General features: G+C 73.8%; 23 protein-coding genes and 1 pseudogene. 13 read left to right on the top strand and 11 right to left on the bottom strand.

Annotation, left to right across the window (positions count from 1 at the left end):
- Window positions 1-92 precede the first annotated feature (92 nt).
- From HCK00_RS26935 to HCK00_RS12365, 3 genes and pseudogenes are all read right to left on the bottom strand, one after another.
- Window positions 93-347: pseudogene (locus tag HCK00_RS26935) on the bottom strand (3'-5' exonuclease); the annotation flags it as partial.
- A gap of 293 nt (window positions 348-640) precedes the next feature.
- Window positions 641-1,882: an FAD-dependent monooxygenase gene (locus HCK00_RS12370; RefSeq protein ID WP_168101887.1), complete on the bottom strand. Its 1,242-nt coding sequence runs from the start codon at window positions 1,880-1,882 to the stop codon at window positions 641-643.
- A complete protein-coding gene (locus HCK00_RS12365; protein ID WP_168101886.1) occupies window positions 1,879-3,282 on the bottom strand; it encodes an MFS transporter in 1,404 nt (467 codons plus the stop codon). Before HCK00_RS12365 ends, HCK00_RS12370 begins: the two co-directional genes overlap by 4 nt.
- Window positions 3,283-3,571: 289 nt before the next feature.
- Between HCK00_RS12365 and HCK00_RS12360 the strand changes: the two genes are divergently transcribed.
- On the top strand, window positions 3,572-4,204 hold the full coding sequence (locus tag HCK00_RS12360; RefSeq protein WP_168101885.1) for a TetR/AcrR family transcriptional regulator: 633 nt from the start codon (window positions 3,572-3,574) through the stop codon (window positions 4,202-4,204).
- Between the two features lie 204 nt (window positions 4,205-4,408).
- On the opposite strand, the gene HCK00_RS12355 is transcribed toward HCK00_RS12360, so the two are convergent.
- Entirely contained in the window at window positions 4,409-5,347 is a 939-nt protein-coding gene (locus HCK00_RS12355) for an SDR family NAD(P)-dependent oxidoreductase (protein ID WP_168101884.1), read from the bottom strand.
- A gap of 110 nt (window positions 5,348-5,457) precedes the next feature.
- Between HCK00_RS12355 and HCK00_RS12350 the strand changes: the two genes are divergently transcribed.
- Complete coding sequence (locus tag HCK00_RS12350) at window positions 5,458-6,123, top strand: TetR/AcrR family transcriptional regulator (RefSeq protein WP_168101883.1); 666 nt, start codon at window positions 5,458-5,460, stop codon at window positions 6,121-6,123.
- 112 nt (window positions 6,124-6,235) lie between these two features.
- Here the strand turns inward: HCK00_RS12350 and HCK00_RS12345 are convergent, their stop codons facing one another.
- A complete protein-coding gene (locus HCK00_RS12345) occupies window positions 6,236-6,868 on the bottom strand; it encodes a TetR/AcrR family transcriptional regulator (protein WP_168101882.1) in 633 nt (210 codons plus the stop codon).
- A gap of 61 nt (window positions 6,869-6,929) precedes the next feature.
- On the opposite strand from HCK00_RS12345, the gene HCK00_RS12340 reads away from it, so the two are divergent.
- The gene (locus tag HCK00_RS12340) at window positions 6,930-7,802 is read left to right on the top strand and encodes a ketopantoate reductase family protein (protein WP_168101881.1); all 873 of its coding nucleotides are present in this window, start codon (window positions 6,930-6,932) and stop codon (window positions 7,800-7,802) included.
- A gap of 194 nt (window positions 7,803-7,996) precedes the next feature.
- Here the strand turns inward: HCK00_RS12340 and HCK00_RS12335 are convergent, their stop codons facing one another.
- The 4 genes from HCK00_RS12335 to HCK00_RS12320 all read right to left on the bottom strand — a co-directional run bounded on the left by HCK00_RS12335 (window position 7,997) and on the right by HCK00_RS12320 (window position 12,849).
- Window positions 7,997-8,206, bottom strand: a complete 210-nt coding sequence (locus HCK00_RS12335; RefSeq protein ID WP_168101880.1) for a DUF397 domain-containing protein — start codon at window positions 8,204-8,206, stop codon at window positions 7,997-7,999.
- Window positions 8,188-9,030 carry a helix-turn-helix domain-containing protein gene (locus HCK00_RS12330; RefSeq protein WP_168101879.1) on the bottom strand — a complete coding sequence of 281 codons (843 nt, stop codon included), beginning with the start codon at window positions 9,028-9,030 and terminating at the stop codon, window positions 8,188-8,190. Before HCK00_RS12330 ends, HCK00_RS12335 begins: the two co-directional genes overlap by 19 nt.
- 399 nt (window positions 9,031-9,429) lie before the next feature.
- On the bottom strand, window positions 9,430-10,068 hold the full coding sequence (locus HCK00_RS12325) for a protein kinase (protein WP_240965483.1): 639 nt from the start codon (window positions 10,066-10,068) through the stop codon (window positions 9,430-9,432).
- A 462-nt stretch (window positions 10,069-10,530) separates the two neighbouring features.
- Window positions 10,531-12,849, bottom strand: a complete 2,319-nt coding sequence (locus HCK00_RS12320) for an NACHT domain-containing protein (protein ID WP_168101877.1) — start codon at window positions 12,847-12,849, stop codon at window positions 10,531-10,533.
- A gap of 237 nt (window positions 12,850-13,086) precedes the next feature.
- Between HCK00_RS12320 and HCK00_RS12315 the strand changes: the two genes are divergently transcribed.
- From HCK00_RS12315 to HCK00_RS12300, 4 genes are all read left to right on the top strand, one after another.
- The gene (locus HCK00_RS12315) at window positions 13,087-13,842 is read left to right on the top strand and encodes a MerR family transcriptional regulator (RefSeq protein WP_168101876.1); all 756 of its coding nucleotides are present in this window, start codon (window positions 13,087-13,089) and stop codon (window positions 13,840-13,842) included.
- Window positions 13,843-14,156: 314 nt separating this feature from the next.
- Window positions 14,157-14,906 carry a GOLPH3/VPS74 family protein gene (locus HCK00_RS12310; protein ID WP_311765280.1) on the top strand — a complete coding sequence of 250 codons (750 nt, stop codon included), beginning with the start codon at window positions 14,157-14,159 and terminating at the stop codon, window positions 14,904-14,906.
- Between the two features lie 302 nt (window positions 14,907-15,208).
- Window positions 15,209-15,667, top strand: a complete 459-nt coding sequence (locus tag HCK00_RS12305) for a protein-tyrosine phosphatase family protein (RefSeq protein WP_168101875.1) — start codon at window positions 15,209-15,211, stop codon at window positions 15,665-15,667.
- Between the two features lie 558 nt (window positions 15,668-16,225).
- Window positions 16,226-17,560, top strand: a complete 1,335-nt coding sequence (locus HCK00_RS12300; RefSeq protein ID WP_206320267.1) for an LCP family protein — start codon at window positions 16,226-16,228, stop codon at window positions 17,558-17,560.
- Window positions 17,561-17,710: 150 nt separating this feature from the next.
- Here the strand turns inward: HCK00_RS12300 and HCK00_RS12295 are convergent, their stop codons facing one another.
- Both HCK00_RS12295 and HCK00_RS12290 read right to left on the bottom strand, forming a co-directional pair.
- Window positions 17,711-18,364, bottom strand: coding sequence for a maleylpyruvate isomerase N-terminal domain-containing protein (locus HCK00_RS12295; RefSeq protein ID WP_168101873.1), 654 nt, complete (start codon window positions 18,362-18,364; stop codon window positions 17,711-17,713).
- A 108-nt stretch (window positions 18,365-18,472) separates the two neighbouring features.
- Window positions 18,473-19,849 carry an FAD-binding oxidoreductase gene (locus HCK00_RS12290; protein WP_168101872.1) on the bottom strand — a complete coding sequence of 459 codons (1,377 nt, stop codon included), beginning with the start codon at window positions 19,847-19,849 and terminating at the stop codon, window positions 18,473-18,475.
- Between the two features lie 162 nt (window positions 19,850-20,011).
- Here HCK00_RS12290 and HCK00_RS12285 point away from each other — a divergent pair, with 162 nt between their 5' ends.
- From HCK00_RS12285 to HCK00_RS12260, 6 genes are all read left to right on the top strand, one after another.
- Complete coding sequence (locus HCK00_RS12285) at window positions 20,012-21,031, top strand: beta-ketoacyl-ACP synthase III (RefSeq protein WP_206320266.1); 1,020 nt, start codon at window positions 20,012-20,014, stop codon at window positions 21,029-21,031.
- A 109-nt stretch (window positions 21,032-21,140) separates the two neighbouring features.
- Window positions 21,141-21,383, top strand: a complete 243-nt coding sequence (locus tag HCK00_RS12280; protein WP_168101871.1) for an acyl carrier protein — start codon at window positions 21,141-21,143, stop codon at window positions 21,381-21,383.
- Window positions 21,380-22,603, top strand: coding sequence for a beta-ketoacyl-[acyl-carrier-protein] synthase family protein (locus tag HCK00_RS12275; RefSeq protein WP_168101870.1), 1,224 nt, complete (start codon window positions 21,380-21,382; stop codon window positions 22,601-22,603). The genes HCK00_RS12280 and HCK00_RS12275 overlap by 4 nt, the downstream gene beginning before the upstream one ends.
- Window positions 22,604-22,713: 110 nt before the next feature.
- The gene (locus HCK00_RS12270; RefSeq protein WP_168101869.1) at window positions 22,714-24,594 is read left to right on the top strand and encodes an acyl-CoA dehydrogenase family protein; all 1,881 of its coding nucleotides are present in this window, start codon (window positions 22,714-22,716) and stop codon (window positions 24,592-24,594) included.
- A 5-nt stretch (window positions 24,595-24,599) separates the two neighbouring features.
- Window positions 24,600-25,025 carry an acyl-CoA thioesterase gene (locus tag HCK00_RS12265; RefSeq protein ID WP_206320228.1) on the top strand — a complete coding sequence of 142 codons (426 nt, stop codon included), beginning with the start codon at window positions 24,600-24,602 and terminating at the stop codon, window positions 25,023-25,025.
- Between the two features lies 1 nt (window position 25,026).
- Window positions 25,027-25,905 (top strand): fumarylacetoacetate hydrolase family protein, encoded by an 879-nt coding sequence (locus tag HCK00_RS12260; protein WP_168101868.1) that lies wholly within the window; start codon window positions 25,027-25,029, stop codon window positions 25,903-25,905.
- Window positions 25,906-26,104: the final 199 nt, after the last annotated feature.

Here is a 26,104-nt window from a genome sequence, read left to right as displayed (position 1 = left end):
CCCTCCCCCCCCCCCCCCCCCCCCCCCCCCCCCGGCGGGGGGGGGGGGGCCCCCCCCCCCCCCCCCCCCCCCCCCCCCCCCCCCCCCCGCCCCTACGCCCCCAGCCCCCGCACCCCCGCCTCCACCAGGAACGGGCTGGGCTCACCCGACCAGGAGACGTACAGGCTGTCCCGCGCCCTGGTGCAGGCGACGAAGAGCAGGCAGCGCTCCGCCATCAGGTCCGTGTCGTGCTGCTTGGCGTTCACCTCCGGCGGGGTGACCGCCTTGGGGAACGGGAGGACGCCGTCGCCGGCGCCGATCACCGCGACGCAGCGGAACTCCAGGCCCTTGGCAGCTCCGCGGCCTCCGCGCAGGTCCGCAGCCAGGTGCGGACCCCGTCCGCGGCGAGGCCGGCGGTGAACCGCTCGACGGTCTCCCACACCAGGGGCGCTCGGACGCGGCCGGCCGGCTGCCGCGGCCCCGCCGGTCCGGCGGGCATCCGGCCGGGCGGCTCTCCGCGCACGCCGGCGGTGGTGTCGCCGCGGGAGGCCCGGCCCGGCTGATCCCACGGCACGGCGCCCGGGAAGTCCGCGGCGTGGCCTGAGCCGGGGGCCCGCCGGCTGTCACCGGCCGTCACCCGCCCTCGGGCGCGGTCCCGGGGTCACGCCGGTGGTGTGAACTCGGGCAGCGTGAGGGCGGAATGGGCCGGCCGTCCCCCGGCCCGGCCTGCCTCCGGAGGCGCGGCGGCGAGCCGGCGCAGCTGGGCGTCGCGCCGCCGCAGGCCCTGCGCGGTGGCCGGGAAGAGCGTGGCGCCGCCCTCGCCGATCAGGTCCTGGTTCACGGTGACGAACGGCCGGGTGCCGTGTTCGTAGGCGGCGAAGCCGGCCGTGTGGTCCCGGCCGTCCAGAGAGACGGCGAGCATGTACGCGCCGGCGAGTGCGAGGCTGGAGCCCTGCCCGGTGAGGAACGAGGGCGCGTGGGCGGCGTCGCCGGCCAGCGCGACCCTGCCGCGGGACCAGCGGTCCATGCGGATCTGGCCGACTCCGTCGAAGAACAGGTCGTCCGCGTCGCGCAGGGCGGCCAGCAGGCCCGGCACCTCCCACCCCGCGCCGGCGAAGACCTGGGTGACCAGTTCGCGCTGGGCCGCCGGGTCCCGCAGCGCGCGGGGCGGCGGTTCCGGGTGGGCGAAGACCAGCAGGGCGTGCACGTCGTCGCGTTCGTCGCCCACGGCGTAGAGGGCCGCGGCCCTGCCCGGAGCGTTCCACAGCACCGTTTCGCGGAGGAGCCCGAAGGTGTTGGGCAGGGTGAACCCGGCGAAGCAGAGGCCGAGGTGCCGGTGGAACCGTGCTGCGGGGCCGAAGACGAGCCCGCGGGTACGGGAGTGCAGGCCGTCCGCGCCGAACACCAGGTCGAAGGTGCGTGCGGTGCCCCCGCGGAAGGTGACGTCGACCCCGTGGCCGGACTGGTCGAGGGTGTCGATGGAGTCGTCGAACAGGAACTCGACGTCGTCCCGGACCGCCATGTGCAGGGCGCCGGTCAGGTCTCCCCGCCGCACCTCCAGGTCCTGCCCCGCGGCACCGCCGGTGAGGGCCCGCGGGTCGACCGAGGCCACCTCGCCGCCGTCCGTGTCGAGGAACGTCAGCCGGCGCAGGTCGATGTGCGCCTCCCGCAGCCGCGGCAGGATCCCCATGCGCCGGACGACATCGAGTGCGGTGCCGCGCACGTCGACGGGGTAGCCACCGTCCCGGGGCGCGCCCGCCTTCTCGACGACCGTGACCGCGAATCCGCGGCGGTTCAGCCAGAACGCGAGGGCGGGCCCCGCGACGCTCGCCCCGGAGATCAGGGCCGTGCGCCCCGGCCTGGTGCGGCTCGCCCTCTGCTTCAACGGACCGGTGTGGCTCATGCCTTGGCTCCCTTGGCCATGGTGCGGACGACGAGCAGGGACAGCGCCGTCACGGCGGCGGCCGTGACGAAGCCGGTGACGAAGGCCGGTTCGGCCGGGACGTCCGACCCGGCCGGTGTCCCGGCGGTGAGGACGGCGCCACTGACCTGCACCCCCACGGCGAACCCGACCACGCGGGTGACCAGGACCAGGCCGGTGGCGATGCCGGTGTCCCGGCGGTCGACGGAGGTGGCGGTGGCGGCCACCAGGGCCGTGACGCACAGGCCGTTGGCGAGCGAGATCATCACCTTGCCGACGACGAGGTGCCACACCTCGAAGTGCGCGGCCGACAGGGCGAACAGGGCGGTGACCATGAGGGCGATCCCGGTGGCGACCACGGCACGGGAGCCGAGACGCCGTGCCCCGAGCCCGCTGAGCGGCCCGGCCAGCGACGCGGCCACGGCGCCGGGCAGCAGGAAGAAGCCGATCTCGGTGGCGCCGGCGCCGAAGCCGTAACCGTCCCCGGACGCCGCGAGCAGCTGCGGGATGAGATGGACCGCCATCGCGGTGCCGGCGCACACCACGAACGTCAGCACGCACGCCTTCCACACCTCGGGCCGCGCGAGCATCCGCAGATCGACCATCGGTGCCGCCGCGCGCCGTTCCACCGCTGCCCAGCCGGTCACGAAGACCCCCAGCAGCACGAGGAGGGCGCCGAGTGCGAGGGGCTGTGAGCCGAGGCCGGGAGCCATGGCGAGCACGACCATGAGCGTGACCAGCGACCCGCTCAGCAGCAGGAGGCCGGGCCAGTCGGTCCCGGCGCCGTCCGCGGACCGGCCGGGCGGGTCCTGCGGCATCAGCCGGTTCACCAGCAGGGTGGCCCCGGTGACGGCGATCGTCGGCAGCGCGAACATCCAGTGCCGGGACAGCCCTTCGGCCACGGGCCCGGCCGCGACCGTTCCCGCCATCCCGCCCGCCACGAAGAGCCCGCTGACCACCCCGATGGCCACCTTCGCCTCTCCCGCGGGGAGATGCTCGCGCACCAGGATGAAGGACAGGGGCAGCGCGCCCACCATCGCTCCCTGGAGCACCTGGCCGAGCAGCAGCACCGGCAGGCTCGGCGCCACGGCGGACACCAGGCCACCGGCGCAGACCACCGCCATCAGCCGGACCAGGACCTGTTTCCCGCCGTAGCGGTCGCCCAGCTTGCCGGCGACGGGGGTGACGAGCGCGCCGGTGACGAGGAGCGTGACGCTGAGCAGCGCCCCCTCGGCGGGGGTCATGCCCAGTTCGCGCTGGAGGAGCGGGAGCGTCGGCGTCACCACCGACTCCAGGGCGCCGGTGGCGACCGCCAGCGCGCCGAGGGCGCCCACGGCGGCTCCTCCGATGCGTAAGGGCGGAGCGAGGGATGTGGTGGTCATGGAGATCCTCCCGGTCGTCGATGGGTGGGAAGCGGCCCGGCCTCTTCCGTGCGCCGCCGCCTCACGGGTCCCGCGCGCAGGGGTGGCCCGTCCGCGGGGCGCGGTGTGTTCGGTGCTGGGTGTGTGCCGGCCGTCCGGACCCGCGGGCATCCGGCCCGCCCGGCGGAGCGGCGGACGAGGCGAGGGCACGCGCGGTCCCACCGCGCCGGAGCGGAGGCACGGAGCCTGTGCTGTGCGCCGACGCGGAACTAAACTACACCGTGCAGTGTAGAAACGCTACGATGGGCCCATGCCGACCACGAAGCTCCTGCGTGAGGGGTCCGCGCGGAAGCGGGCCGCCATCCTCTCGGCGGCCCGCGAGCTGTTCCTCGCCGACGGTTTCGACCGGACCAGCGTCGACGCGGTCGCCGCGCGGGCCGGGGTGTCCAAGCGGACGGTCTACGACTACTTCGGCGACAAGCAGACGCTGCTGCGAGCCACCCTCGACGCCGTGGGCCAGGCGATGATCACCACGATCCGGCGGACCCTCGACGACACCCTCACCGACCGCGTCGAGGCCGGCGGCCTGGAGGACGCCCTGGTCACGTTCTCGATGCGCATCGCGACCGACATGCTCGGCTCGGCGGAGTACGCGACGCTGCAACGCCTGGTCCGGGCGGACCCCGGTCATCTGCCGCACCGGGGATACAACTCCATGGCCGACACGCCCGACGAGGCGCTCGCCGAGCGGTTCGCCGCGCTCGCCGCGGCCGGGCTGCTCCACGTCCCCGACCCGCGCCTCGCGGCGGACCAGTTCATCGCGCTGACCTTCGGCGTCGCGCTGGACCGGCTCGGGTCCGCGAACGCCGCGGAGGACGCCCGCGTCCGGCCGCTCCTCGTCGAGGGGGTGCGGACCTTCCTCCGGGCATACCGGACCGGGTAGGGGCGGGCGCCGGGCGCCGCCGGTTCGCCGCGAGAGCCACGCGCCGGAGGAACGGATGAACGCATGCGGATGACCTCACCCACCGGTGCCGCGGGCCGTTCGCCGCTAACGGTCAGCGGCGGCACGCGGCCGGCCGGTGGGCGCGGGCCCGCGGCGGACGTCATACGGGGCCGCCTCCCGGTGGCGGCGGGATGACGCCTGCCCTCAGCGGCTTCCGGCAGGGAGCGGGTTCTCCTGCAGCCCGGCGACGGGGAACGTCACCCCGGTGAGCTCTTCGGAGACGGCCCACAGCCGCTGCTGGACGGCGATGTCGTAGGAATCCGGGCTGGAGGTGACCAGCAGGGGGTGGCCCTTGACCCCGCGCCGTCCGCCCGGGCCGTAGTACTGACCGCCGAGCGTGGCGGGGTCGGTGGCGGCGCGCAGGGTCGGCAGCGCGCCCATCGCCGGCGTCTGGGCGATCAGCGGCGCGAGCCGGGTGAGCGGAAGGCGGAGGGCCGCGGGGGTGTTGCGGGCGAGCTCGGTGCTGGACACGCCGGGGTGTGCGGCCACCGCGACGGTCGTGCCGTGCGAGGCGAGCCGGCGCTGCAGCTCGTAGGTGAACATCAGATTGGCCAGCTTGGACTGGCCGTAGGCGCCGACCCGGCTGTACGCGCGCTCCCACTGCAGGTCGTCGAAGTGGATCGCGGCGCGGATGCGGTGACCGGTGCTGCTGACCGTCACCACGCGGGAGCCGGGCACCGGCAGCATCAGGTCCAGCAGCAGCCCGGTGAGCGCGAAGTGGCCGAGGTGGTTGGTGCCGAACTGCAGCTCGAAGCCGTCGGCGGTGGTCTGCTGCGGGGTGTACATCACGCCGGCGTTGTTGATCAGCAGGTCGATCCGGTCGAACCGGGACCGCAGTTCCGCCGCCGCGGTCCGGACGGAGGCGAGCGAGGTCAGGTCCAGTGCCTGCACGGTCGCGTCGCCGGTCATGCGGGCCGCGGCCCGCTCGCCTTTCTCGACGTCGCGCACGGCGAGCACCACGGAGGCCCCGCGCTCGGCGAGTGCGGCGGCGGTCTCGTACCCCAGCCCGGTGTTGGCCCCGGTCACCACGGCCACCCGCCCGCGCTGGTCCGGAATGTCCGCCGTCGTCCACTTCTCGCTCATGCCAGGCTCCCGCCTATGTAACGTACCGCTGGTCTCTTGCGCCTCCGACGTTAAAGTACTCCCGGTACGTTGTCAACGTACCGCCAGTACTTAAGTTAGGCTGGTGGATCATGACGTTCCAGCGGGCGCGAACCGAAGAGCAGCGGGAGATCCGCCGGCGGGCGATCCTCGACGTGGCGTCGGCGATGCTCGACGAGATGCCCGTCGCCGCGGTCACCCTGAACGAGCTCAGCCGCCGGGTGGGCCTGGCGAAGCCGAACGTGCTGCGCTACTTCGAGTCGCGCGAGGCGGTGTTGCTGGAACTGCTGGACCGCTACCTGCGGGAGTGGCTGACGGAACTGGCGGACGAGCTGGCCGCCGGTGTCGACGGGGAACAGCCCATGGCCGAGCGGGCGGCGGCGGTGGCCGAGATCCTCAGCCGCTCACTCTCCGGCCGCGTGGTGTTGTGTGAGCTCTTCGGCGCGCAGGGCGGCGTCCTGGAGCACAACGTCTCCGTCGAGGTCGTCGCCCGCTACAAGCGCGCCTCCCTGGACCGCCTGAACACCATGACCGCTCTGATCCACGAGCACCTGCCGGAACTGGGCGAGAACGCCGTCCTGTTCAGCCTGCAGACCATGGTCATGGCGGGTGCGTTGTCGGCGTACAGCAAACCCCCACCCAGTCTGGAGGCTGCCTACCAGGCCGAACCCGAACTGGCCCGCTTCCACCTGGAGCTGAAGGACTCCTTGGGGCTGGCCCTCACCGCGACCCTCCTGGGCGTGCTGCCCCGCGGTTGACGTGCGTCCTGGGCAGGTGAACACCTTGCCCCTTCTCGGCCTGGACGTGTCCGAGGGCGGCGGCGAGGGCGGCGAGTGAGCCGCCCCAGGCTTACCGCCCGCCCCGAACTCCTCACCCGGCCCGGGTGGGTGGCGCGCTCATCGCAGCCGTCAGGAACGTGATCGCCCAGCGCCGGGCCTCCTCGCCTTCCGTCGCCGTCGGGCAGGCAGGGGAGGGCCCGTTGTAGACATCGACGCGGTCCACGGCCGTCACGGCGAAGATCCCCCGCATCCGGAACAACAGCTCCTGTGGGGCAAGGCCGGGCAGTGCGCGCGCGAAAGCCGTCAGGTAGCGCTCGCCGACCGCGTTCTCGTCCGGGCCGGTCCAGCTGCGCGCCTCCTCGGCCGGGTCGCTGAGGATCGTCACGATCAGCCGGGAGGTCCGGGCGCCGCCCTCATCGCCGGCGGGCATCTTGTCGAAGAGCGGCCCTGCGAAGGCTTCCACCAGTTCGGCGACCGTCGGGTCCGCGGTCCGGGCGAGCAGTTCGTCGAGCCCGGCGCTCTGGGCGGCGATGATGGGCTCGGTCACGCGGCGGGCGACCGCGGCCAGGAGTTCCGCCTTCGAGCCGAAGTGATAGCCGACGGCGGCCAGGTTCGCTCCGGCGAGGTCGGTGATCGCACGCACCGAGGTGCCGCGGTAGCCGTGCTCGGCGAAGAGGCGTTCGGCCGCGTCGAGGATCTTGGTCCGGGTATCGGGTGGCGCCATGTACCGTACTTTACAGACGTTCGATTGAAACGAACGTTTGACTCACGTGGGAGAGGTTGCCATGAAACTGCTCGTGTACGGCGCCGGGGTCTGCGGCAGCCTGTTCGCCGCCCGCTTGTACGAGGCCGGGCTCGACGTCTCGCTCCTCGCCCGGGGTGAGCGGCTGGCCTCCCTGCGCCGGCACGGCGTGCGCCTCGCCGAGGAAGGCAGCCCCGCCGTCAGGCGGGTCCCCGTACCGGTGGTCGAGCACCCGGCCGGCGGGTACGACCTGACCGCCGTCCTCGTCCGCACCCATCACGTCGACGCGGTGCTGGAATCACTCGCCGGCCTCGAAGGCGACGTGCTGTTCCTGCACAACTGGGCGGCCGGCGCGGAGCCGCTGGGCGCGGCGATCGGCCGTGAGCGCGTACTGCTCGGCTTCCCGGTGTGGGGCGGCACGATGGACGGCGACGTGGTCCGTCACCGCGCGGCCAACTTCATGACCAGCCGGGTCCCCATGCCGATCGGCGAACCCGACGGCCGGACCACCCCGCGACTGGAACGGATCGTCGGGGAGTTCCGCACCGCCGGGATCAGAGCCAAGGCCGAGCCGCGGATGGATGCCTGGCTCAAGACGCACGCCGCGGTCGACGTACTTCTCGGGCAGGCGGTGCACGCGGCGGGCGGCCCGGTGGCACTGGCCGGCGACCCCGACGCGGTCCGCGGCATGCTCCACCTCATGCGGCAGCACCTGGCCGCCATGCCGACCCCGCCGGTCCCCCGCGCGCTCGCCGCGCTGCGGACCCTGCCGGAAGGGATGCTCGTGGCCCTGGTGCGGCGCTTCCTGCGCAGCCCGACGGCCGTCTACAGCGGGCTCAGCGACGCCTCCCCCGCGACGGTGGCCGAACTGGAGCGGCTGGCGGAACAGATGCGTGACCACGGGAAGATCCGGTAGCGGTCGGCGGCAGTGGCTTCTTGTCGGCGTGCGTGGGCGGGCCTGCGGCGGATGTCATGCGGGGGTGCCTCCCGGTGGCGGCGGGACGGTCTTGGCTGAGCAACCTTCCGGCGCGGCATGGCGACGGCCCTTCGTCCAGCTGGTCGCTGGGCGAGGGGCCGCGGGGGCGCGTTTCGACGGGGGCAGCGTGCGGGTCAGCCGTCCAGCGTGCCGCGCTTCACGGCGGCTATGAACGACGACCACCCGTCGGCCGGGAACACGATCACCGGGCCGTGCGGATTCTTGCTGTCGCGCACCGGTACCGAAGGGGCGAAGTCGTCGGAGACTTCGATGCATTCGCCTCCGTCCTGGTTGCTGTAACTGCTCTTCCGCCACGTGGCAATGGTCAGGTCGAGGGATCGCACGGTGTCTCCTCCAAGATGCGCCGGACGAACTTCCGCGACTCGGCGGGGGGCAGGGCCAAGTCGCGCACTGCATCGTACGCACGCTGCAAACGGTCAACAGGGCAGTTTTCTTCGATCAGTTCGCCCCGGTAGCCGTTCTCCGTGTATGCCACAGTACGTCCGTCGAGCAAACGCAGGAACATGACCGTGGCGTTCATCAAGCCATGCGGCCCGACACGCAGCGGCAGCACCTGGAGCGCCACGTCCGGCCGATCTCCCATGGCCAGCAGATGCTCAAGCTGGCTGCACCATGCGGCAGCGTCACGCAGTGGGGCGCGGAGTACGGCCTCGGAAAGGATCGACCGGAACGGCGGTGGCTCGTCGCCCTCCAGCAGTTCTCTCCGCGCCATGCGGGCCTCGATCTGCCGCTCCAGCTCGTCTCCCCGGAGCCCGCCCGCCGCCAGGAGCGCCCGTGCGTAGTCCGGCGTCTGCAAGAGTCCCGGCAGCACGCTCACCGCGAAGTGCCACAGGCTCGTGGCCTCCGCCTCCAGTTCCATGTAGCGGCGGTACTGCTCGCGGAACTGCGTGCGGTCGGCCCGTGCCAGCTCCCACAGGACGAGCAGCAGCCCGGGTGTCTCGTAGTACGTGTCCAGGGCCTGGACGACCTCCGGGCCGCCCAGCGTCTCGCCCTTCTCCATCTTCCCGAACAGGGACCAGTCCCAGCCCACGCGTTCGCCGAGCTGCCGCAGGGTCACGCCCTTGGCGGCCCGTAACTGACGCAGCTCCTCCGCGAATCGCTGACGCGGTTCCCGGCTGCGTCCCGTGACCAGACGTCGCTGCGGCAAGGTAACTCCCCTCCAGTGCCCCCGGAGCGGCCGTTCCCGACTGCTCCGGACGCTCCCTCGTTCCCGCACTCGGCCGTGACCGGCACCTGAACCCGTACGTCGCCACCTGCCGAGCCGTGGCGTCGCCGGACATGGCCGACGTGTAGTTGATCGAATGCATACGGTAATGATGGTGGCGGGGGCGTGACGGCCGAATCGCGAAATCCGTTGAGGATCGGGGAGGCGTGGTGGGCGCGGCGGGTGGGTCAGGCGCCCTGTGCTCCGCGCTTCACGGCGACCTTGAACGACGACCACCCGTCGGCCGGGAACACGACGCGCCTCGCGGCGTGGTACGTGAGGAAGCCCCGCCCGAGCGCACGACGCTCAGGCGGGGCAGCCCTCACGTGGCGCCCATTCCATTCAATAACCGGCACCGTGTGGCACAGGGTCCGCGACGCCGCGGTGGCCGGCCCATGTCTCGGCCGCCTCGGCCATGGCCCCGAGCCATTCCGCCTCGGGAAACCGCTCAGCTTGCCGTTTGTTCATGCGCAAGGTGGCCATGGCGAACGCGTCGATCGCCGAGGCGTCCGCGTCCACCCACCCTTTACACCGGGCGGCCCACTCCTCCGCCTGCTCAGCGGAATGCCCGGCTGCGAGGAGCTGCACGACGAGGCAGGCAGGGTCGATGAACCCCGCCCCACGCGTGGGCATGGACCAGTCCACGATCCAGCTCCGGCGCTCACCGATCACGAAGTTGTCGGGGTTCACGTCGGTGAAGAGCAGCGTGTCACCTCTGAAGAACTCGGTAGTTCCTTCGGGTGCGAAACGGTCCCAGCGAGTCTCCTGCCAGTCGCCGGCCTCGATCGGCAGGGGAACTCCTCGAAGGCCATCGAGCAGCCCAACCACTGCCCCGAGGTCACCCGAGTTCGGCCCGAAGTCCGACGAGCGGCCCTCAACCACCTCGAATCCGAGCGCGATCCACTCGTCACTTTCAGCGTGCCACCGTAGTTCCGGAGAGAAGGCGTGCACGGAGGGGTTGATCAGGCGTTCTCTGGCCATGGAGGCTCGACGGCCTCCGGGCCGGTTACGGCAGGCTTTGACGAAGACAGGCCCACGCTCACATTCGACGAGGGCCGTAACGTCAGAACCATGACCGCGGGAGGCGGGCCGTACCGAGACTTGCTCACCGGTGTGCGGGCGCACGAGCGCCCACAGGGACTCAGTGGCGGGTGACATGTTGACCATCAGTTCCTCGGGCTGCACGAGCTGCTGGGGAAGCCAGGGGAGCACTCCCCGTCTCCTACCGGGTCGCAGTCGCCGTTGCCGCTCCCACTGCCGCCATCGTCGTCACCGCCCCCGCGTGCGACGACCACGATCCTTCCCGAGTAAGGGGACGTGGGACCCGTCCCGGCAACCCACCGCGGGTGACATCCATGGGTTCGGCAAGCGACCGGAACGGGGGGATGGAAACCCGCCCGGGCTGCGGCTGTCCGTTCAACGCAGCCCATGAAGCGGTCCGGCTCAAGTGCACCGGAAGGGGCGGTCCGCCTCCGATGCCGTCGTGGGTCCCGTTCCCGCGCGGCGGCCGGGTGGTTCGTGGTCGCCGTGGTGGGCGAGCCAGTGCTGGAGTTCGAGGTGGCGGAACTGGTAGGCGATACCGGACAGCCGGAGGAGGCCCGCGCGGTGGGCCCAGTCGAGGAAGGGCCCGGGGCGGCGGGGAAGCTTTCCCCGCCGGGCCGCGAGCGCCACGGCGATCGCGTACCGGGTCCACGCGGTCGAGCCGAAGGCGAGCCCGAAGACGATCGCCTCGGCGAAGCCGAGGACGACGGAGATGGTGATCGAGAGGAAGCCGTCCCCGCCGTGCAGGTAGAGGAAGTGGGCCGGTGCCCCGCCGGCGAATCCGTGGGTCCATCCGTACACCGCGTACTGCTCGGCCACCCCTCCCACGCCCGGCTGGTGGGCGAAGTCCGTGAAGCCGAAACCGCGGGCCAGGGAGTCCATGAAGGTGTAGACGGGCCAGAAGGCCACGCCGTAGCCGATCCAGTACACGAGCCCCAGCGCCAGGCCGAATTGCAGGTCGGTGCGTAAGGGGTCGCGCGGTGCGAGGGCGTCGGGAAGTCTCCTGCCGGTTCCCAGGGCGAGGCCCAGGGCCGGGGCGAGCAGCAGTCCCAGGGTGAATCCCTGCGCGGCCGTGTAGAGGAGTTCGACCCCGGACTCCCCGGTGGCCAGGAGGCTCGCCAGGGCGAACAGCGTGCCGACGCCTGCCGCGACGGGGAGCCCGAGCAGCAGCCCGAACGCCGCCTCCTTCGCCCCGCTCCGCGTCGCCAACTTCCCGATCTGGAACTTCTTCGGCCTGACCTCGCGCCGGACGCCGGTCCGGAGCAGGACCGCCAGCACGATCCCGGCGTAGATGAGGACCGTCGCGTCCAGGGTGCCGACGGCGAAGTCGGCGAACGCGAGGGCGCCGCACAGGAGGAAGACGGCGTGCAGGCACCGCACCCGGGTGGCTCCCGCGATCGGCCAGAGCCGGTGCAGCACGATGTCCACACCGTGCGCGGATCCCCGCGCGTGGCCGGGGCCCGGTGGCCGCCGCTCCTCCGCCCGCCGGCCGGCGGACTCGTCCCGCTGGAGGTGGCGGGCGAGTGCCGTGAGCCAGGCGCGGACCTGGGCGGCGGGGTAGGTGTCCCCAGGTGGAGCGGACGGTGTCGGGTCCGGGGTCGCGGCGCCGGGCAGGAAGCGGCTCAGCAGGTGGTCCCCGACCGCCTTCGGCGTGTCCAGCTCCGGGGCGAGCAGGGCCCGTGGATCGCGCCGGTGGCGGCCGTCGGGACCGCGTTCCTCGTAGACGGTCACGGCCAGGGTGAGCCGCCACGGGGTGGACAGTCCGGCGGCCAGCGGCCCGTGGGGGTCGCGCGTCAGTGCCTCCAGGACCGGACGCCACCGGGGGGTCGCGCCGAACCGTTCGGTGAGGAACCGCCGGGCCGCGTCCGCCGGGACCGGTTCGATCTTCACGTGCGCGGCGTCCTGTAACCACACCTCCTGTTCCGCCAGGGTCTCGTAGGGCTTGCTGCGGCAGGTGAGCAACAACGCCGCCTTGCTCGTGCCCAGCTGGTACCGGTTGAGGGCACGCAGCGCCTCGCCGGCGGGGGACCTGTAGCCGGGGGAGTCGTCCATCTCGTCCAGGCCGTCGAGCACCGGCAGGATCGTGCGCGACTCGACCAGACGCCGGGCGGACCGGGCGGGCACGTTGTAGGTGTCGGTCAGGTGGCGGGAGATCCACTGGTCCACCGTCTGGTTGCGGGTGTCCCACGAGGCCAGGCTCAGCCGCACCGGCACCGGGTCCCCCTCGGCGGGCTTCTCCAGGAGGCGGACCATCAACTCCACGGCCAGCACCGTCTTGCCCGCCCCCGCCTCCCCGGTGATCACCATCCGCCGTGGCCGCAGGCGCCGGTAGTACTCCACCACGTCTCTCAGATGGCCCTCGGCGCCGGCCCGCCGGGCGTTGCGCGCGTCGACGGGCAGGAAGGTGAAGGAGACGTCGATGGTCTTGTCGTCGCCACCCAGCAGTTGCACTCGGGCGTCGCGTTCGGCGCCCAGCACCTTCGCCGCCAGTTCCCGTGCCGCCTCCGCCGACGCGATCTCCCGCGCGTCGGCCGCCGAGCGTCTGGAGAGCCACACGAGCACCCCGCTGGACGCCAGGGACACCAGGCCCGCCATCGCGCCGGTGGGGTCGACCTCCCCCACGTCCGCCCTGAGCAGCGTCCACACGCCGATCGCCACGGCCGTCACCGTCATCAGCGCGGCCACCGCTCCGTAGGCGAACGCCTCTCCTCGCTTCCCCATCACAGCGGGCCATCCTCGCCGCAGGGGACGCCTCGTGACGAGACCTCTACACTCTGTTTTCGCCATATCCCCCGCGGCGGGTGAGGCTCGATGACACGGATGGGACGAAGGTGCCCTCCTGGGGCCCCATCCGGGGCACTGCGCTCCCGGCCGCCGGCCCCCGGCCCCCGGAAGGCACCTGATCCGCGTCTCTCCCGGCGAAGATGGAGGCCGGCGCCACCACACGGAGGAAGCACCTTGCCCTGGAGTACGCGGGAACTCGCGGAACTGGCGAGTACCACGGTGAACACCGTCCGGCACTACCACCGGCTCGGGCTGCTCGACGAGCCCGAACGCCGGGCCAACGGCTACAAGCAGTACGGGGTACGGCACCTCGTCCGTCTGCTGCGGATACGGCGCCTGACCGAACTGGGCGTCCCGCTGTCGCGGATCGGCGAGGTCGGTACCGGCGACCGTGACACCACCGCGGACGCGCTGCGCGCGCTCGACGCGGAACTCGGCGCGACCATCGAACGTCTCCAGCGCGCCCGGTCCGGCATCGCCGCGATCCTGCGGGACGGCGCACCCGCCGACATCCCCGCGGGTTTCGAGCCGATGGCCTCCCGGCTCAGCGAGGCCGACCGTTCGCTCATCCTCGTGTCCACGCAGCTCTACGACGAGGGGGCGATGGCGGACCTGCGGCAGATGGTGGAGAACGACGACATCGCCGTGAACGACGCGTTCAACGCGCTGCCGCCCGACGCCGACGAGGCGGCACGGCAGAGCCTCGCCGAGCGCATCGCCCCCGACATCGAGCGCAACCTCGCCAGGTACCCGTGGCTGAACGATCCGGCCGGGCGTCTGGCGAAGGGGGAGCGGGTCGCCCGGGAGGCCTTCGTCGAAGCGGTGACCGAGTTGTACACCCCGGCCCAGTGCGACGTCCTCGCCCGGGCGGCCACCCTGGCGCAGGAACGCCTGCGCGACGCGCGCGGAGCGGACGGCGAGCCGGGCTGAGCGCTCTGCTCCGGCCGAGCCGGGCGGGGCGCCGCGGCCCGGGTACGGCGCGCCGCGCCGCGCCACCGGCCGCCCCGCCCACGGCAGGAGCCGCCTCGTGTGCGGGTGCACGGCGCGGCGGGCGCCGCCGACGCGCACGGTCCCGGCAGCGCCCCGTGACGCGCGTCCACGGCCGGGCGCGGATTTGACCTTGTTCCGGGAACACCGTCTGGAGTGGTGGCCGGAGCGGAACAAACGGCGGCCCCCCACGGAGCGCACGACGAGGAGCGGTCCGGTCCCACACCCCCGTACCGAGAACGCGAAAGGCCCGAACCGTGACCCAGCAGTCCGACGCCCCCTCCGCCGCCGGCCGGTCCGGCGCGCCCACCGGGACGCCCGGCCCCGACGCCCCGACGCTGGCGGAAGACCTCCTGCTTCTGCTCTTCCAGCCCGACTCCGGGACCATCGCGGGCGAGACCACCCTCTACTACGCCCTCGGGGGTGCGGTCCTCGCCGATCTCGCCCTCGGCGAGCGCGTCAGGACCACCAAGGGGAGGCTCGGGGGAGTCCGGGTGGAAGCGGTTCCGGAGCGCCGCCCGTCCGACGAGATCCTCGGTTCCGGGTGGGACTACCTCTCGGGCAAGCCCCGGGACGTGCAGACCGCGCTCGCGGCGATCGGTCCCGGGCTGCGCGAGCCGGTGCTGGGGCGGCTCGCCGAGCGCGGCGAGATCCACCGGGAGAAGCGCAAGATGCTCGGCCTGTTTCCCACGACCGCCCTGCGGGACGGCGGGACCGGACGCCGGGCGCGGCTCCTGGCGCAGGTCCGGGACGTCCTCGTGGACGGTGTGGAGCCAGGGGAGCGCGTCGCCGCGCTCACGGCGCTCCTCGCGGCGAGCAAGACGCTCCCGCAGTTCGACCCGGAGATCCCCTGGACCTCCCCCGTGATCAGCCGGGCCGAGGAGATCCGGCGCGGCAACTGGGGAGCGGGAGCCGCCGCGGAAGCCGTGACGCGCACGGTGACGGCGACCGTCGTCAACAGCGTCGTCGTCGCCCTGGTGGCGAGTTCCGAGGGGTCCGGCGCATGACGCGTGACGGGGGAGCGGGGGTGCTGATCGCGGGGGGACCGGCAGGGAACTGACGGACGGGACGGCTGCCCCGCGGCCCGCGGGCCGGCCGGTCTCCGGCGCCGGTGTCCCGGCTGCGGTGGCTGCGGTGACGGTGGTGGCGGCGGTGGCGGTTCGGTGACCCGGCCGGGGCCGTGGGACAGGGGCCGCCCGGTGAGGCGCTGCCCGGTGTCTCCATCCGGCGAAAGCGGCCCCCGAACCGCCGGGGCTGACTACGATGCCGGAGTGACCGGCCCGAGGGGACCGGCCGGGAGGGACGCGTCGTGGTCGAACCGTGGGACACCCGAGCCCCCAAGGTGGTCACCCTCCCCTCGGGGCGCCGGATCCGGGGGCGCGGCCTGAGATATGAGCTTCCCGAAGGCCAGAGGCCCACGTTCGGCGTGCAGTTGACCGAGCACGAGCCCGCCGGGGTGCCCTGGGACTCCGTGTGGATTCCGTGGCGTGATTTCTGGCTTCCCGCGGACCCCGTGGACGCGATGGGCAAGCTCCGCGCCGCGTACGACCGCGCCGTGGAGGAGCGGGTGGAGATCTGCTGCGGAGGCGGCGTGGGGCGGACCGGCACGGCTCTCTCCGCGCTCTGCGTGTTCGAGGGGATGCGGCCCCGGGACGCGGTCCGGTGGGTGCGCCGCACCTACCACCCGCGTGCGGTCGAGGTGCCGTGGCAGCGGCGTTTCATCCGCCAGGTCTTCGACGCCGGAACGGCCGGCTCGCGGCGGCCGTAACCGCCGGACCGGCAGGACCCGCAAGGCCGGCAGGGCCCTCCGGGCCGCCTGGGCCGGGGGTGGCGGCGGTGGCCGACGCCTCCCCGTCGATGCCGTTCCCCCGTGACCGACCGCTTCCCGGACCCCCGGGGCCCCGGGGTGGCCCCGCCGTCCGGACCGGTCCGCCCCGCGCTGTCCGACCGGCGGTCCTTACGGCCGCACGCTTACCGCCACACCGTCCGACCGGCGGCCCCTGCGCCCGTGCCCGAGCATCTCTCCGCACGCCCCGCCGCGCCGCCCGCCCGCGTTTCCTCCTTGCGTCCCCTCCTCGCGCTCTTTCCTCCCGCTCCCTTCCCGGGCCGCCGGATCTGGCTGTTTCTACAGGCGTGTAGAGTCCGCCTGTGCGGACGGGCGACGGGTGCCCGTGTGCGGTGAGCGGCCGGTGTGGTCGATGGGGAGGTGGCGCCGGTGAGCGGGACGGGCAGGCGACGGCGTACTCCGGGCGGCGACAGAGCGGCCGGCGAGGCTACCGGCAGGGCCGCGGCGCGTGAAGCGGCGAGGGGAACGGGCAGGACGCGGCTGACGCGGCGGGGCCGGATCGCGGCCTGGGCCGCGGGGGTGCTCGGGGTGCTGATCCTCGCCGTCGCCGGGGTGGGCGTCTGGGTGTACCAGGAGCTCGACGGCAACATCCAGGCCGCCGACATCGACGGCAGGCTGGGCGGGGACCGTCCCGAGAACCTGAGCCCCGGCTCGAAGAACATCCTGGTCGTCGGCTCGGACAGCCGGGACGGCGACAACGCCTCGTTCGGGGGCGCCGGTCTCACCACGATGCAGTCGGACACGCTGATGGTGCTGCACATCCCGGCGGACCGGAAGTGGGCCACGGTGGTGTCCTTCCCGCGTGACTCATGGGTGGAGATACCCGCCTGCGACAAGGGCGACGGCACGGAGTCCGGCCGCCACCACGCGAAGATCAACGAGGCGTTCGCGCTCGGAGGGCTCGGCGGTGAGGTGGCGGGCGCCGCCGCCTGCACCATCAAGACGGTGGAGGCGAACACCGGCCTGCGCATCGACCACTTCGTCTCTCTCGACTTCCAGGGTTTCACCGGCATGGTCGACGCGCTGGACGGGATAGAGGTCTGCCCCGAGGAGGCCATCGACGACGACAAGGCCCATCTCCAGCTGGACGCCGGCTGCCAGACCGTCAAGGGCAAGCAGGCCCTGGGCTACGTCCGCGCGCGCTACAGCGTCGGCGACGGCTCCGACATCGGGCGCATCGGCCGCCAGCAGGAGTTCATGGAGGCCCTCGCCGACAAGGCGCGGTCGAAGCTGACCAGCCCGAGCGCGCTGTACGGCTTCCTGAAGTCGGCCACCGGGTCCCTCTCCACGGACGAGAAACTCGCCGGCGTCGAACCGCTGTACGGGCTCGCCTCCGAGCTCCAGGGCATCCCGGGTGACCGGCTGACCTTCCTGACCGTCCCGAACTACCCGCGCGAGGCGGACGTGGCCACCGACAAGGCCAATGTCGTCTGGCAGTATCCGCAGGCCGCCGACCTGTTCACCTCCCTGGCCAAGGACCGGGAGGTCGACAAGGGGAAGATCGAGGCCGGCTCCGAGGACCCGCTGTACGCCTCCTCGGTGCGGGTCCGGGTCCTCAACGGCACCGGCGTCGCCGGGCGGGCCGCCGTCGTGGCGGGGAAGCTGGGCGAGGCGGGCTTCACCGTCGTCGACACGGGCAACGCCCCGCAGGACAGCGGCACCACCACGGTCACCCACCCGCCGGATCAGAAGGCGCCGGCCGCCGTGCTCGCCTCCCGGCTGCCCGGCGTCCGGGCCGCCGCGGACCCGGACGCCACCGCCGGCGTGGTCACCCTCCTCGTCGGCAAGGATTTGGACCCCGACGACCTGAGATGACCCCGGCCCGGCCCGAACCGCAGGGGCCCCGGAGGGGACGGGGTACGGGCCGGCCGACCATTCGGTACGCGTGATCACGGCCCGGTAACCCGGGCGGACCTCGGGGGTGTCAAGGGGTGTGGGGCCCCGGTGCTTCGGGTGCACCGGAGGTCACATGGCGTTGATCGCCGCCGGTGCCCGCTCCGCCCGGGACAGCGCCCTCAGCAGGGCGGTCCGGCCGTGGCGCCGGGCGGCGAGCCGGGTCAGCAGCGCCACCACCGGGTCGAACGCGCTCGCCGGGAGCTCCGGGGTGGGCAGGCCCGCGCTGACCGCGAGGTCGTCCTGGTGCACGGCGAGTTCCAGCATCCGCGTGACCAGGAAGTCGTCGAGACGGAGCGCCCAGCCCCGCTCCGGGAGGAACGCCACCTCCTCGCCCGAGTACCCGGCGAGCGTGGTCCGCTGCCCGGCCAGGGTGGTGCGGGCGAGTTCCGTCAGGCGCGGCGCACCCTGGGCCGCGATCTCCTCGCCCTTCGCCCGGATGCCGACGTTGACCTCCGCGTCCGGCGGCGCGCCGATCCAGGTGGCCCGGGTGTAGTGGTCGAGGAGGGGGATCGGCGTCTCCCGGGACTGCCGCGACCCGGGATCGCCGCACGTCCGCAGCGCGGCGTCGACACTGAAGAGCTGGTGCGCCAGGTGGCCGGAGAGAGCGCCGACCGACATCTCGGGCAGGGCGCTGGGCCGTTCCCAGGCCGCGGCGACCTCCGGGCTCTCCAGCAGGGCCACGGCCCGTTCCGCCGCGCTCAGATAACCGTCGACGATGCTCATCAAGCCCTCCCCGGGAGACGGACCAGCGACCCTATCGCCTCGGGGACACGGCGTGGTGGCGTTTTCCGCCCGGTGGCGCGACGCAGCAGGGGGCGCCGCGGGCTCTCGTCAGACGGCGAACACCTTGCCGGGGTTGAGGATCCCGGCCGGGTCCCACACCTGCTTGATGCCGCGGTGGAGGTCCAGCACGGCCGGGCCGAGTTCCCTGGCCAGGCCCCGCATCTTCAGCAGGCCCACCCCGTGTTCGCCGGTCACCGTGCCGCCCAGGGCGAGGGCCTGGTCGACGACCTCCTCGAACACCTCCCGGCCCCGGGCCAGCGCCCGCTCGTCCCCCCGCTCCACGACCAGCATCGGGTGCAGGTTGCCGTCCCCGGCGTGGGCCAGGCCCGCGATCCGCACGCCGTTCCGCCCGGCGATGCGCTCCAGCGCGGCGAGCATGTCGGGGACGAGGACGCGCGGGACGCAGATGTCCTCGCTGAGCACCGCGCCCAGCCGGTCGAGCGCCGGGTGGACCAGGCGGCGGGCGGCGAACAGGGCGTCCGCCTCGGCCGGGTCGCCGGAGCGGGCGCTCCACGACGCGCCCGCGGCCCGGAAGCACTCCAGCACCGTGCCGGCCTCCTCCTCGCCCGCGGTGCCCGGCGCGTCGCACCGCGCGAGCAGCAGGACGTTGCCGCCGTCGGTGAGCCCCATGTTCTTCCACTCGTCGACGGCGCGCAGGCAGGCCCGGTCGACGAGTTCCAGGGCGCTGGGGACGACACCGGAGGCCACCACCCCGGCCACGGCCCGCCCGGCGGCCGGCAGGTCGTCGAAGTAGCCGACGACCGTGTGCTCCCTGGCGCGTTCGCCGCGCAGCCGCAGGGTGACCTCGGTGACCAGGCCGAGCGTGCCCTCGGACCCCACCAGCAGCCCGGCCAGCGCGTAGCCCGCCGAGCTCTTGGCGGTCCGGCGGCCGAGGCGGACCACCTCCCCGCGGCCGGTGACGGCCTCCAGGCCCAGCACGTAGTCGCGGGTCACGCCGTACTTCACGCAGCACACACCGCCCGCGTTGGTGGCGACGTTCCCGCCGATGGTGGACCACGGGGCGCTGGCCGGGTCGGGCGGGTACCACAGGCCCTCGGCCGCGCACGCCGCGCGGAGGTCCTCGTTCACGACCCCGGGCTGCACGACGGCCAGCCGCTCGTCCCGGTCGATGCGCAGGACGCGGTTCATCGCGGCGAAGGAGACGACCACGCAGCCGGCGGTGGCGTTGGCCCCGCCCGAGAGCCCCGTCCCGGCACCGCGCGCCACCACGGGCACGCCGCGTTCGGCGCAGCGCGCCACGACGGCCGCGACCTCCGCCGTGTCGCGGGGCAGCACCACGGCCGCCGGGAGCGCCCAGGGTGCGCCGGCGCCCTCGTCGTGGGCGTGGGACGCCAGCCGGCCGGGGTCGACCGTGATCCGTCCGTCCGGCAGGAGTTCCGCGAGATCCGCAGGTGTCGTGGCCATCGACGTGAGGATGGCAAGCGGGACGGGGGCGGGCAATTGGCCCTTGGTACACGCCCCGTGCCAGGTGTACCAAGGGCCAATTGCCCGCCCGGACGGCCGTCGGCAAGCCTGGTGCCGACGCCGGACCAGGCCGTGACCGACGGCCGCGAGGAGGGGGAGCCGATGGCGGCCGTGCTCAGGGGAATCGGGGGTTTCCTCCCGCCCACGACGGTGACGAACGACGACCTCTCGCGCGGACTGGACACCTCGGACGAGTGGATCCGGACCCGAACGGGGATCCGGGAGCGGCGGGTCGTCTCCCGCGACCTGTCGACCGGGACGCTGGCCGTGGAGGCCGGTGCCCGCGCCCTGCGGTCGGCCGGGATCACCGGTGCGGACGCGGTGATCGTGGCGACCACCTCGCCCGAGCGGCTCTGCCCCGCGGTGGCGCCCGAGGTCGCGACCCGGCTGGGCCTGGGCACGGTGGCCGCCTTCGACCTGACCTCGGCGTGCAGCGGGTTCCTCTACGGACTCGCCACCGCCGAGGGGCTGATCGCCACCGGCACCGCCGACACCGTGCTGTTCATCGGGTCGGAGGCGTTCACCACGCTGGTCAACCCGCGGGACCGCGCCACCGCGCCGATCTTCGGCGACGGCGCGGGCGCGGTGGTCCTGCGCCGCGGCGCGCCGGACGAGCCCGGCGCGCTGGGCCCGTTCGACCTCGGGAGCGACGGCGCCCTCGCCGACCTGCTCGCCGTCCCGGCGGGCGGTTCACGGCAGCGCGCCGCCGACGGCGGACTCGGGCACGCCACCGTGCCCGCGGACGACTGGTACCTGCGGATGGCGGGCCGCCCGCTGTACACCCAGGCCGTCGATCGGATGAGCCAGTCCGCGCGGTCCGCGCTCAAGAAGGCCGACTGGGCGGTGGCGGACGTCGACTGGTTCGCCGGCCACCAGGCCAACCTCCGGATCGTCCGGGCGGTCGCGGAGGAACTGGAGGTCCCCGGGGAGCGGGTCGCGGTGAACATCGACCGGGTGGGCAACACCCTGGCCGCGTCCGTGCCCCTCCTGCTGAACGACCTCGCCGCCCGCGGCGACCTCCGGGCGGGGCAGCGCGTGCTGCTCTCCGCCTTCGGCGCCGGTCTCTCCTGGGGCTCGGCGACGCTGGTCTGGCCCGGGCTCCGCGCCGAACCCGTCGACTGAGCCGCCCGGCCCCGCCCCACCGCTCCGCGCCGGCACCTCTTTCCGCCCCGTTTTCTTCCCCGTCCGCTCTGCCCCGTCCGCTCTTCTCGTTCCCGCTGGAGGTACTCCGATGAGCTCCGCCTACGACTCCGTGCTCGACGTGCTCGTCACCCGCTTCGGTCTCGACCCCGGGACGGTGTCGGCCGACGCCACCTTCGACGACCTCGGCCTGGACTCGCTGTCCCAGATCGAGCTGGCCACGGCCCTGAAGAAGCGCCTGAACATCGTGATCAGCGACGAGGAACTGGCGGAGGTCTCCGTCGTCGCCGATGTCGTCGCCCTGGTCGAGCAGAAGGAGGCCGCGGTCCGATGACCGGATTCGCCGCCGCGATCACCGGCATCGGGCTGGTGACCCCCGCCGGCGCCGGGGCCAAGGAGAGCTGGGAGCGCGTCGTCGAGGGCGGGCCCGCGGCGGCTCACCACACCGACCTGGCGGATCTGCCGGTGTCGATGGCCTGCCGGGTGCCCGGGTTCGACCCGGCCGCCCTCGGCGCGCGCGACGCCTGGCAGTGGGACCGCTACTCCCAGTTCGCCATCGCCGCGGCGCGCGAGGCCCTGGAACAGGCCGGGCTCGCCCCCGGCGGGTGGGCGGACAGCTCGCGGGTCGCCGTGATCCTCGGCTCGGGTGCCGGCGGCACCGCGACGCTGGAGGAGCAGCACCGGGCGCTGATCGAGGAGGGGCCCTCGGAGGTCTCCCCGCTGACGCTGCCGATGGGGCTGCTGAACATGGCGGCCGGCCAGGTGGCCATCGACATCGGCGCCAACGGGCCCTGCCTGGCGCCCTGCACGGCGTGCGCCGCCGGCGCGAGCGCCATCGGCCTGGGACGGGAACTGCTCCGGTCGGGAACGGCCGACATCGTCGTGGCCGGCGGAGCCGAGGCACCGATCACCCCGCTGTACGTCTCCGCCTTCGCCCGGATGCGGGCGCTGTCCCGGCGGCTGGACGATCCACGGACCGCGTCCCGGCCGTTCGACGCGGGCCGGGACGGGTTCGTCCTCGGCGAGGGCGCCGGGGTCATGGTCCTGGAGTCCGAGGAGCACGCGCGGGCGCGGGGGGCGCGGCCCGTCGCCCGGGTGATCGGGTACGGGGCCTCGGCGGACGCGCACCACGTGACATCGCCGCACCCCGAGGGCAAGGGGGCCGAGCTGGCGATCCGGGCCGCGCTGGCGGACGCCGGAATCACCGGCCGGGACATCGGCCACGTCAACGCCCACGGCACCTCGACCCCGCGGGGCGATGTCGTGGAGGCCGGGGTGATCCTCCGGATGGTCGGGACGGACACGCAGGTCAGCTCCACCAAAGGGGTCACCGGGCACCCGCTGGGCGCGGCCGGCTCCATCGAGGCCGCGTTCGCGGCGCTCGCCGTGCACCACGGGATCGTCCCGCCCACGGCGGGCACCACGGAGGTCGATCCGAAGGTCGGGGTGGACGTCGTCACCGGCGCGGCACGCCGCCGCCGCGTGGACGTGGCGCTGAGCAACTCCTTCGGCTTCGGCGGTCAGAACGCCGCCCTGCTGATCGCGTCCGCGTGACCGCGGCGGCCCCGCCCGCCCGTCCCGGTCCGCGCCCGCAGCGCGCTGGCCCTCCCCGCTCCGCGCACCGTCCGCACCGTCCGCACCGCCCCGCAGGAAAGGACGCCCAGATGACCTCCCCGGCCCGCGCCGACCTGTCGCGGCTGCTCTTCGACGGCAGGTACGAGCAGACCCACCAGGACCTCCACGAGCTGCTGCTCGACCCGCTGTTCGACCCCCGCGAGGGGCTGACCCTGAACGAGGCGGGGAAACTGGCCTACGAGCGCTCGCGGGCCGTGCACGGCCGCCTGGAACGCCCGCGGGAGATCCTGGCCGACCCCTGGCGGCTGTTCGCGCTGGCGGAGTGGCCGTCGCTGGTGGACGTCTCCACCTTCTCGCTGCTGATGGTCCACTACAACCTCGCCTTCGGCACGGTGGTGGAGCACGGCGACCGGGACGACCTGAAGGACCTCGCCGACGAACTCGACCGGCTGGACTCCTTCAGCCCGTACATGGCCACCGAACTGGGGTACGGCAACAACGTGGCCGCCCTGCGGACGGAGGCCGTCCACGACCCCGCGACCGGCACGTTCGTCCTGAACACCCCGGACGCCCTGGCGCAGAAGTACATGTCGTACAGCGGTTTCCCGGACATCCCGAAGCTGGCCGTGGTGATGGCCCGGCTGAAGGCGGACGGGAGGGACCACGGCGTCTTCCCCTTCCTGGTCCGGATCAGCGACCGGAACGGGCTGTGCGAGGGCGTCCACGCGGCACCGTGCCCGGAGAAGCCGGTGCAGGGCCTGGACAACGGCCTCACCTGGTTCGACCACGTGCGTGTCCCGGACCGTCAGCTCCTCCACGGCGACCTGGGGCGGTTCGGCGAGGACGGCGTGTTCCGCCCGGCGTCCGGCAACGCGCGGAAGCGGTTCCTGCGCGCGATGAGCCGGATCCTGCCCGGACGGCTGTGCGTCGCGAGCGCGGCGACCGGCGCGGGCCGGGCGAGTGTGTACATCGCCCTGCGGTACGCCGCGCGGCGGCTCACCAACGCGCCCGGCCGCAACGACCTGCCGGTCATCGAGTACCGCAGCCATCAGCTCGCGCTGTTCACCGCGCTGGCCAAGACCTACGCGATGACCCTGCTGCTCAACCACGCCAAGCGGGAGTACACCCGGGCGCCGGGGCAGCCCGCGCCGGCCGGGCTCGGCGACCTCGTGTCGATCACCAAGGCGCTCGCCACCTGGGAGATGACCGAGGTCGTCGCCGTCTGCCGGGAGCGCTGCGGAGCGCAGGGCATCTTCGGCGTCAACCGGATCGCGGACTACGGCTCGCTGTTGCAGGGCCTGGTCACCGCGGAGGGCGACAACCAGGTCCTGCTGGCCACCACGGCGGGGCAGATCGTGGCACGGGGCGAGGATTACGGGGACGCCGAGGGCGCCGAGGGCGGTGAGCCGGCCGGCGCCCCGGCCCCGCCGGAGGACCCACGGGCGCCCGCGTTCCTGGTGGCGGCCGCGCGCCACCGGGAACGCGAACTGCTCCGGGCGGCCCGGGCGGCCATGACCGACGACTCCGCGGACCGGACGTACTTCGAGGCGTGGAACGCCACCCTCAACCCCGCCCTGGAGATGGCCCGGGCCCGTGGGGTACGGATCGCGCTGGAGTGCCTCACGGCCGCGGTCGGCGCCGCGCGGGACGAGACGGCACGGGCGGCACTCACCCTGCTGACCTCCCTCTACGGGCTGACGGAGCTACGGCGGGACAGCGGCTGGTTCCTGGCCCGCGGGCTGCTGACGGCGGCGCAGGTGGAGCGGCTGCCGCTGGAGGCCGACGCCCTCTGCGCCGAACTCCTGCCGTACGCCGACCCACTGATCGGCGGGTTCAACCTCTCCCCGGAGCTCCTGCGCGCCCCGATCGCCGCCGACGACTACGTGGCCGCCTTCCAGCGGCACACCGGGGCCCTCGGCCCGGCAGCCGCCCGGACCGCGGCCCCGGCGCCCGCGGCCGAGGGGAGCTGAGCGGCATGGCGCGCCACAGCTACCTCTGCCCGATCCGCTGGTCCGACATGGACGTCTACGGGATCGTCAACAACGTCGCCTTCCTCCGCTACCTGGAGGAGGCGCGGGTCGACTTCATCTTCCGGATGGCGCCGACCGAGGGCGACGCCTTCTTCCGCGACGGCTCGGTCGTGGTGGAGCACCGGATCCGCTACCGGCGGCAGCTGGTGCACCGGCACGAGCCGGTGGAGATCGAGATGTGGGTCTCCGCCCTGGAGTCGGCGACGGTGGCCATCGACTACGTGGTCCGGGACGGCGCCACCGTGTACGCCACCGCGTCGACCGTCATGGCGCCCTTCGACTACCGGCTCGGCCGCCCCCGGCGGCTGACCGACGCGGAGACCCGCTTCTTCGGGAAGTACCGCGAAGACTCCTCCCCGGCGGCCGGCTGACATGCGGCTGCTGCGGATCGGGCCGCCCGGCGGCGAGCGACCTTGCGCCGTGGGGCCCGGCGGAACCGTCCGGGACCTGTCGGCCTGGGTGCCGGACTGGACCGGCGCGGCCCTGGACCCCGACGCGCTGCGCGAACTGGCGGCACGGCTGGCCCGGGAGGGGGCCGGGCTGCCGGCCGTCGACCCGGCCGCCGAGCGGATCGGGCCGCCCGTCCGGCCGGGCGGGCACCTGCTGTCGATCGGGCTCAACTACCGCGCGCACGCCGCCGAGGCGAACCTGGCGCTGCCCCGGGAGCCGGTGGTCTCCAGCAAGGCGCCGTCCACCCTGGTCGGCCCGTACGACGATCTGCTGCTGCCGCCGGGCGGGGAGAAGACCGACTGGGAGGTCGAGCTGGCCGTGGTGATCGGGCGGCGCGCCCGGTACCTGCCGGACCACGCCGCCGCGCGTACCCGTGTCGCGGGGTTCGCCACCGCCGACGACGTGTCCGAGCGGAGCTGGCTGCTGGAGCGCGGCGGCCAGTGGGTGAAAGGCAAGTCCTTCGAGTCCTTCAGCCCGCTGGGACCCCACCTGGTGACCCCGGACGAGGCCGGCGACCCGCAGCGGCTGCGGCTGACCTGCCGGGTCAACGGCCGGCCGATGCAGGACGCGACGACCGCCGACATGGTGTTCGGCGTCGACCATCTGGTCTGGTACCTCAGCCAGTTCATGGTGCTGCACCCCGGTGACGTGATCCTGACCGGGACGCCCGGCGGGGTGGCCCTGGGCCGCCCGGACCAGCCGTACCTGCGCGCCGGTGACGTGGTGGAGGCGGAGGTGGCCGGGCTGGGCGCGCACCGCCAGCGGTGCCGCCCGGCGGTGCCGGCGGAGGCCGGGCGGTGACCGGGGGCCGGCCCGCCGGGGCCCAGGCACCCCGGCCGCCCGGGGCGCCCCGGGCCCCTGGTCGCGCCGGGCGACCGCCGTGCCGGGTCCCCGGCCGCCGGCCGTCCGCCCGTTCCGCCCCCGCCACCGGCCGGTTGCGTCACCCCGGCCGTCCCCGGTGCCCCGCCCGTCCCCCGCGCCCCTGCCGTCCCCGGCACCC

The organism is Streptomyces zingiberis (assembly GCF_012034935.1).
Lineage (GTDB): Bacteria > Actinomycetota > Actinomycetes > Streptomycetales > Streptomycetaceae > Streptomyces > Streptomyces zingiberis.
Note: the sequence above shows the minus strand (reverse complement) of the source record. Positions and strands in the feature narration are given on the sequence as shown.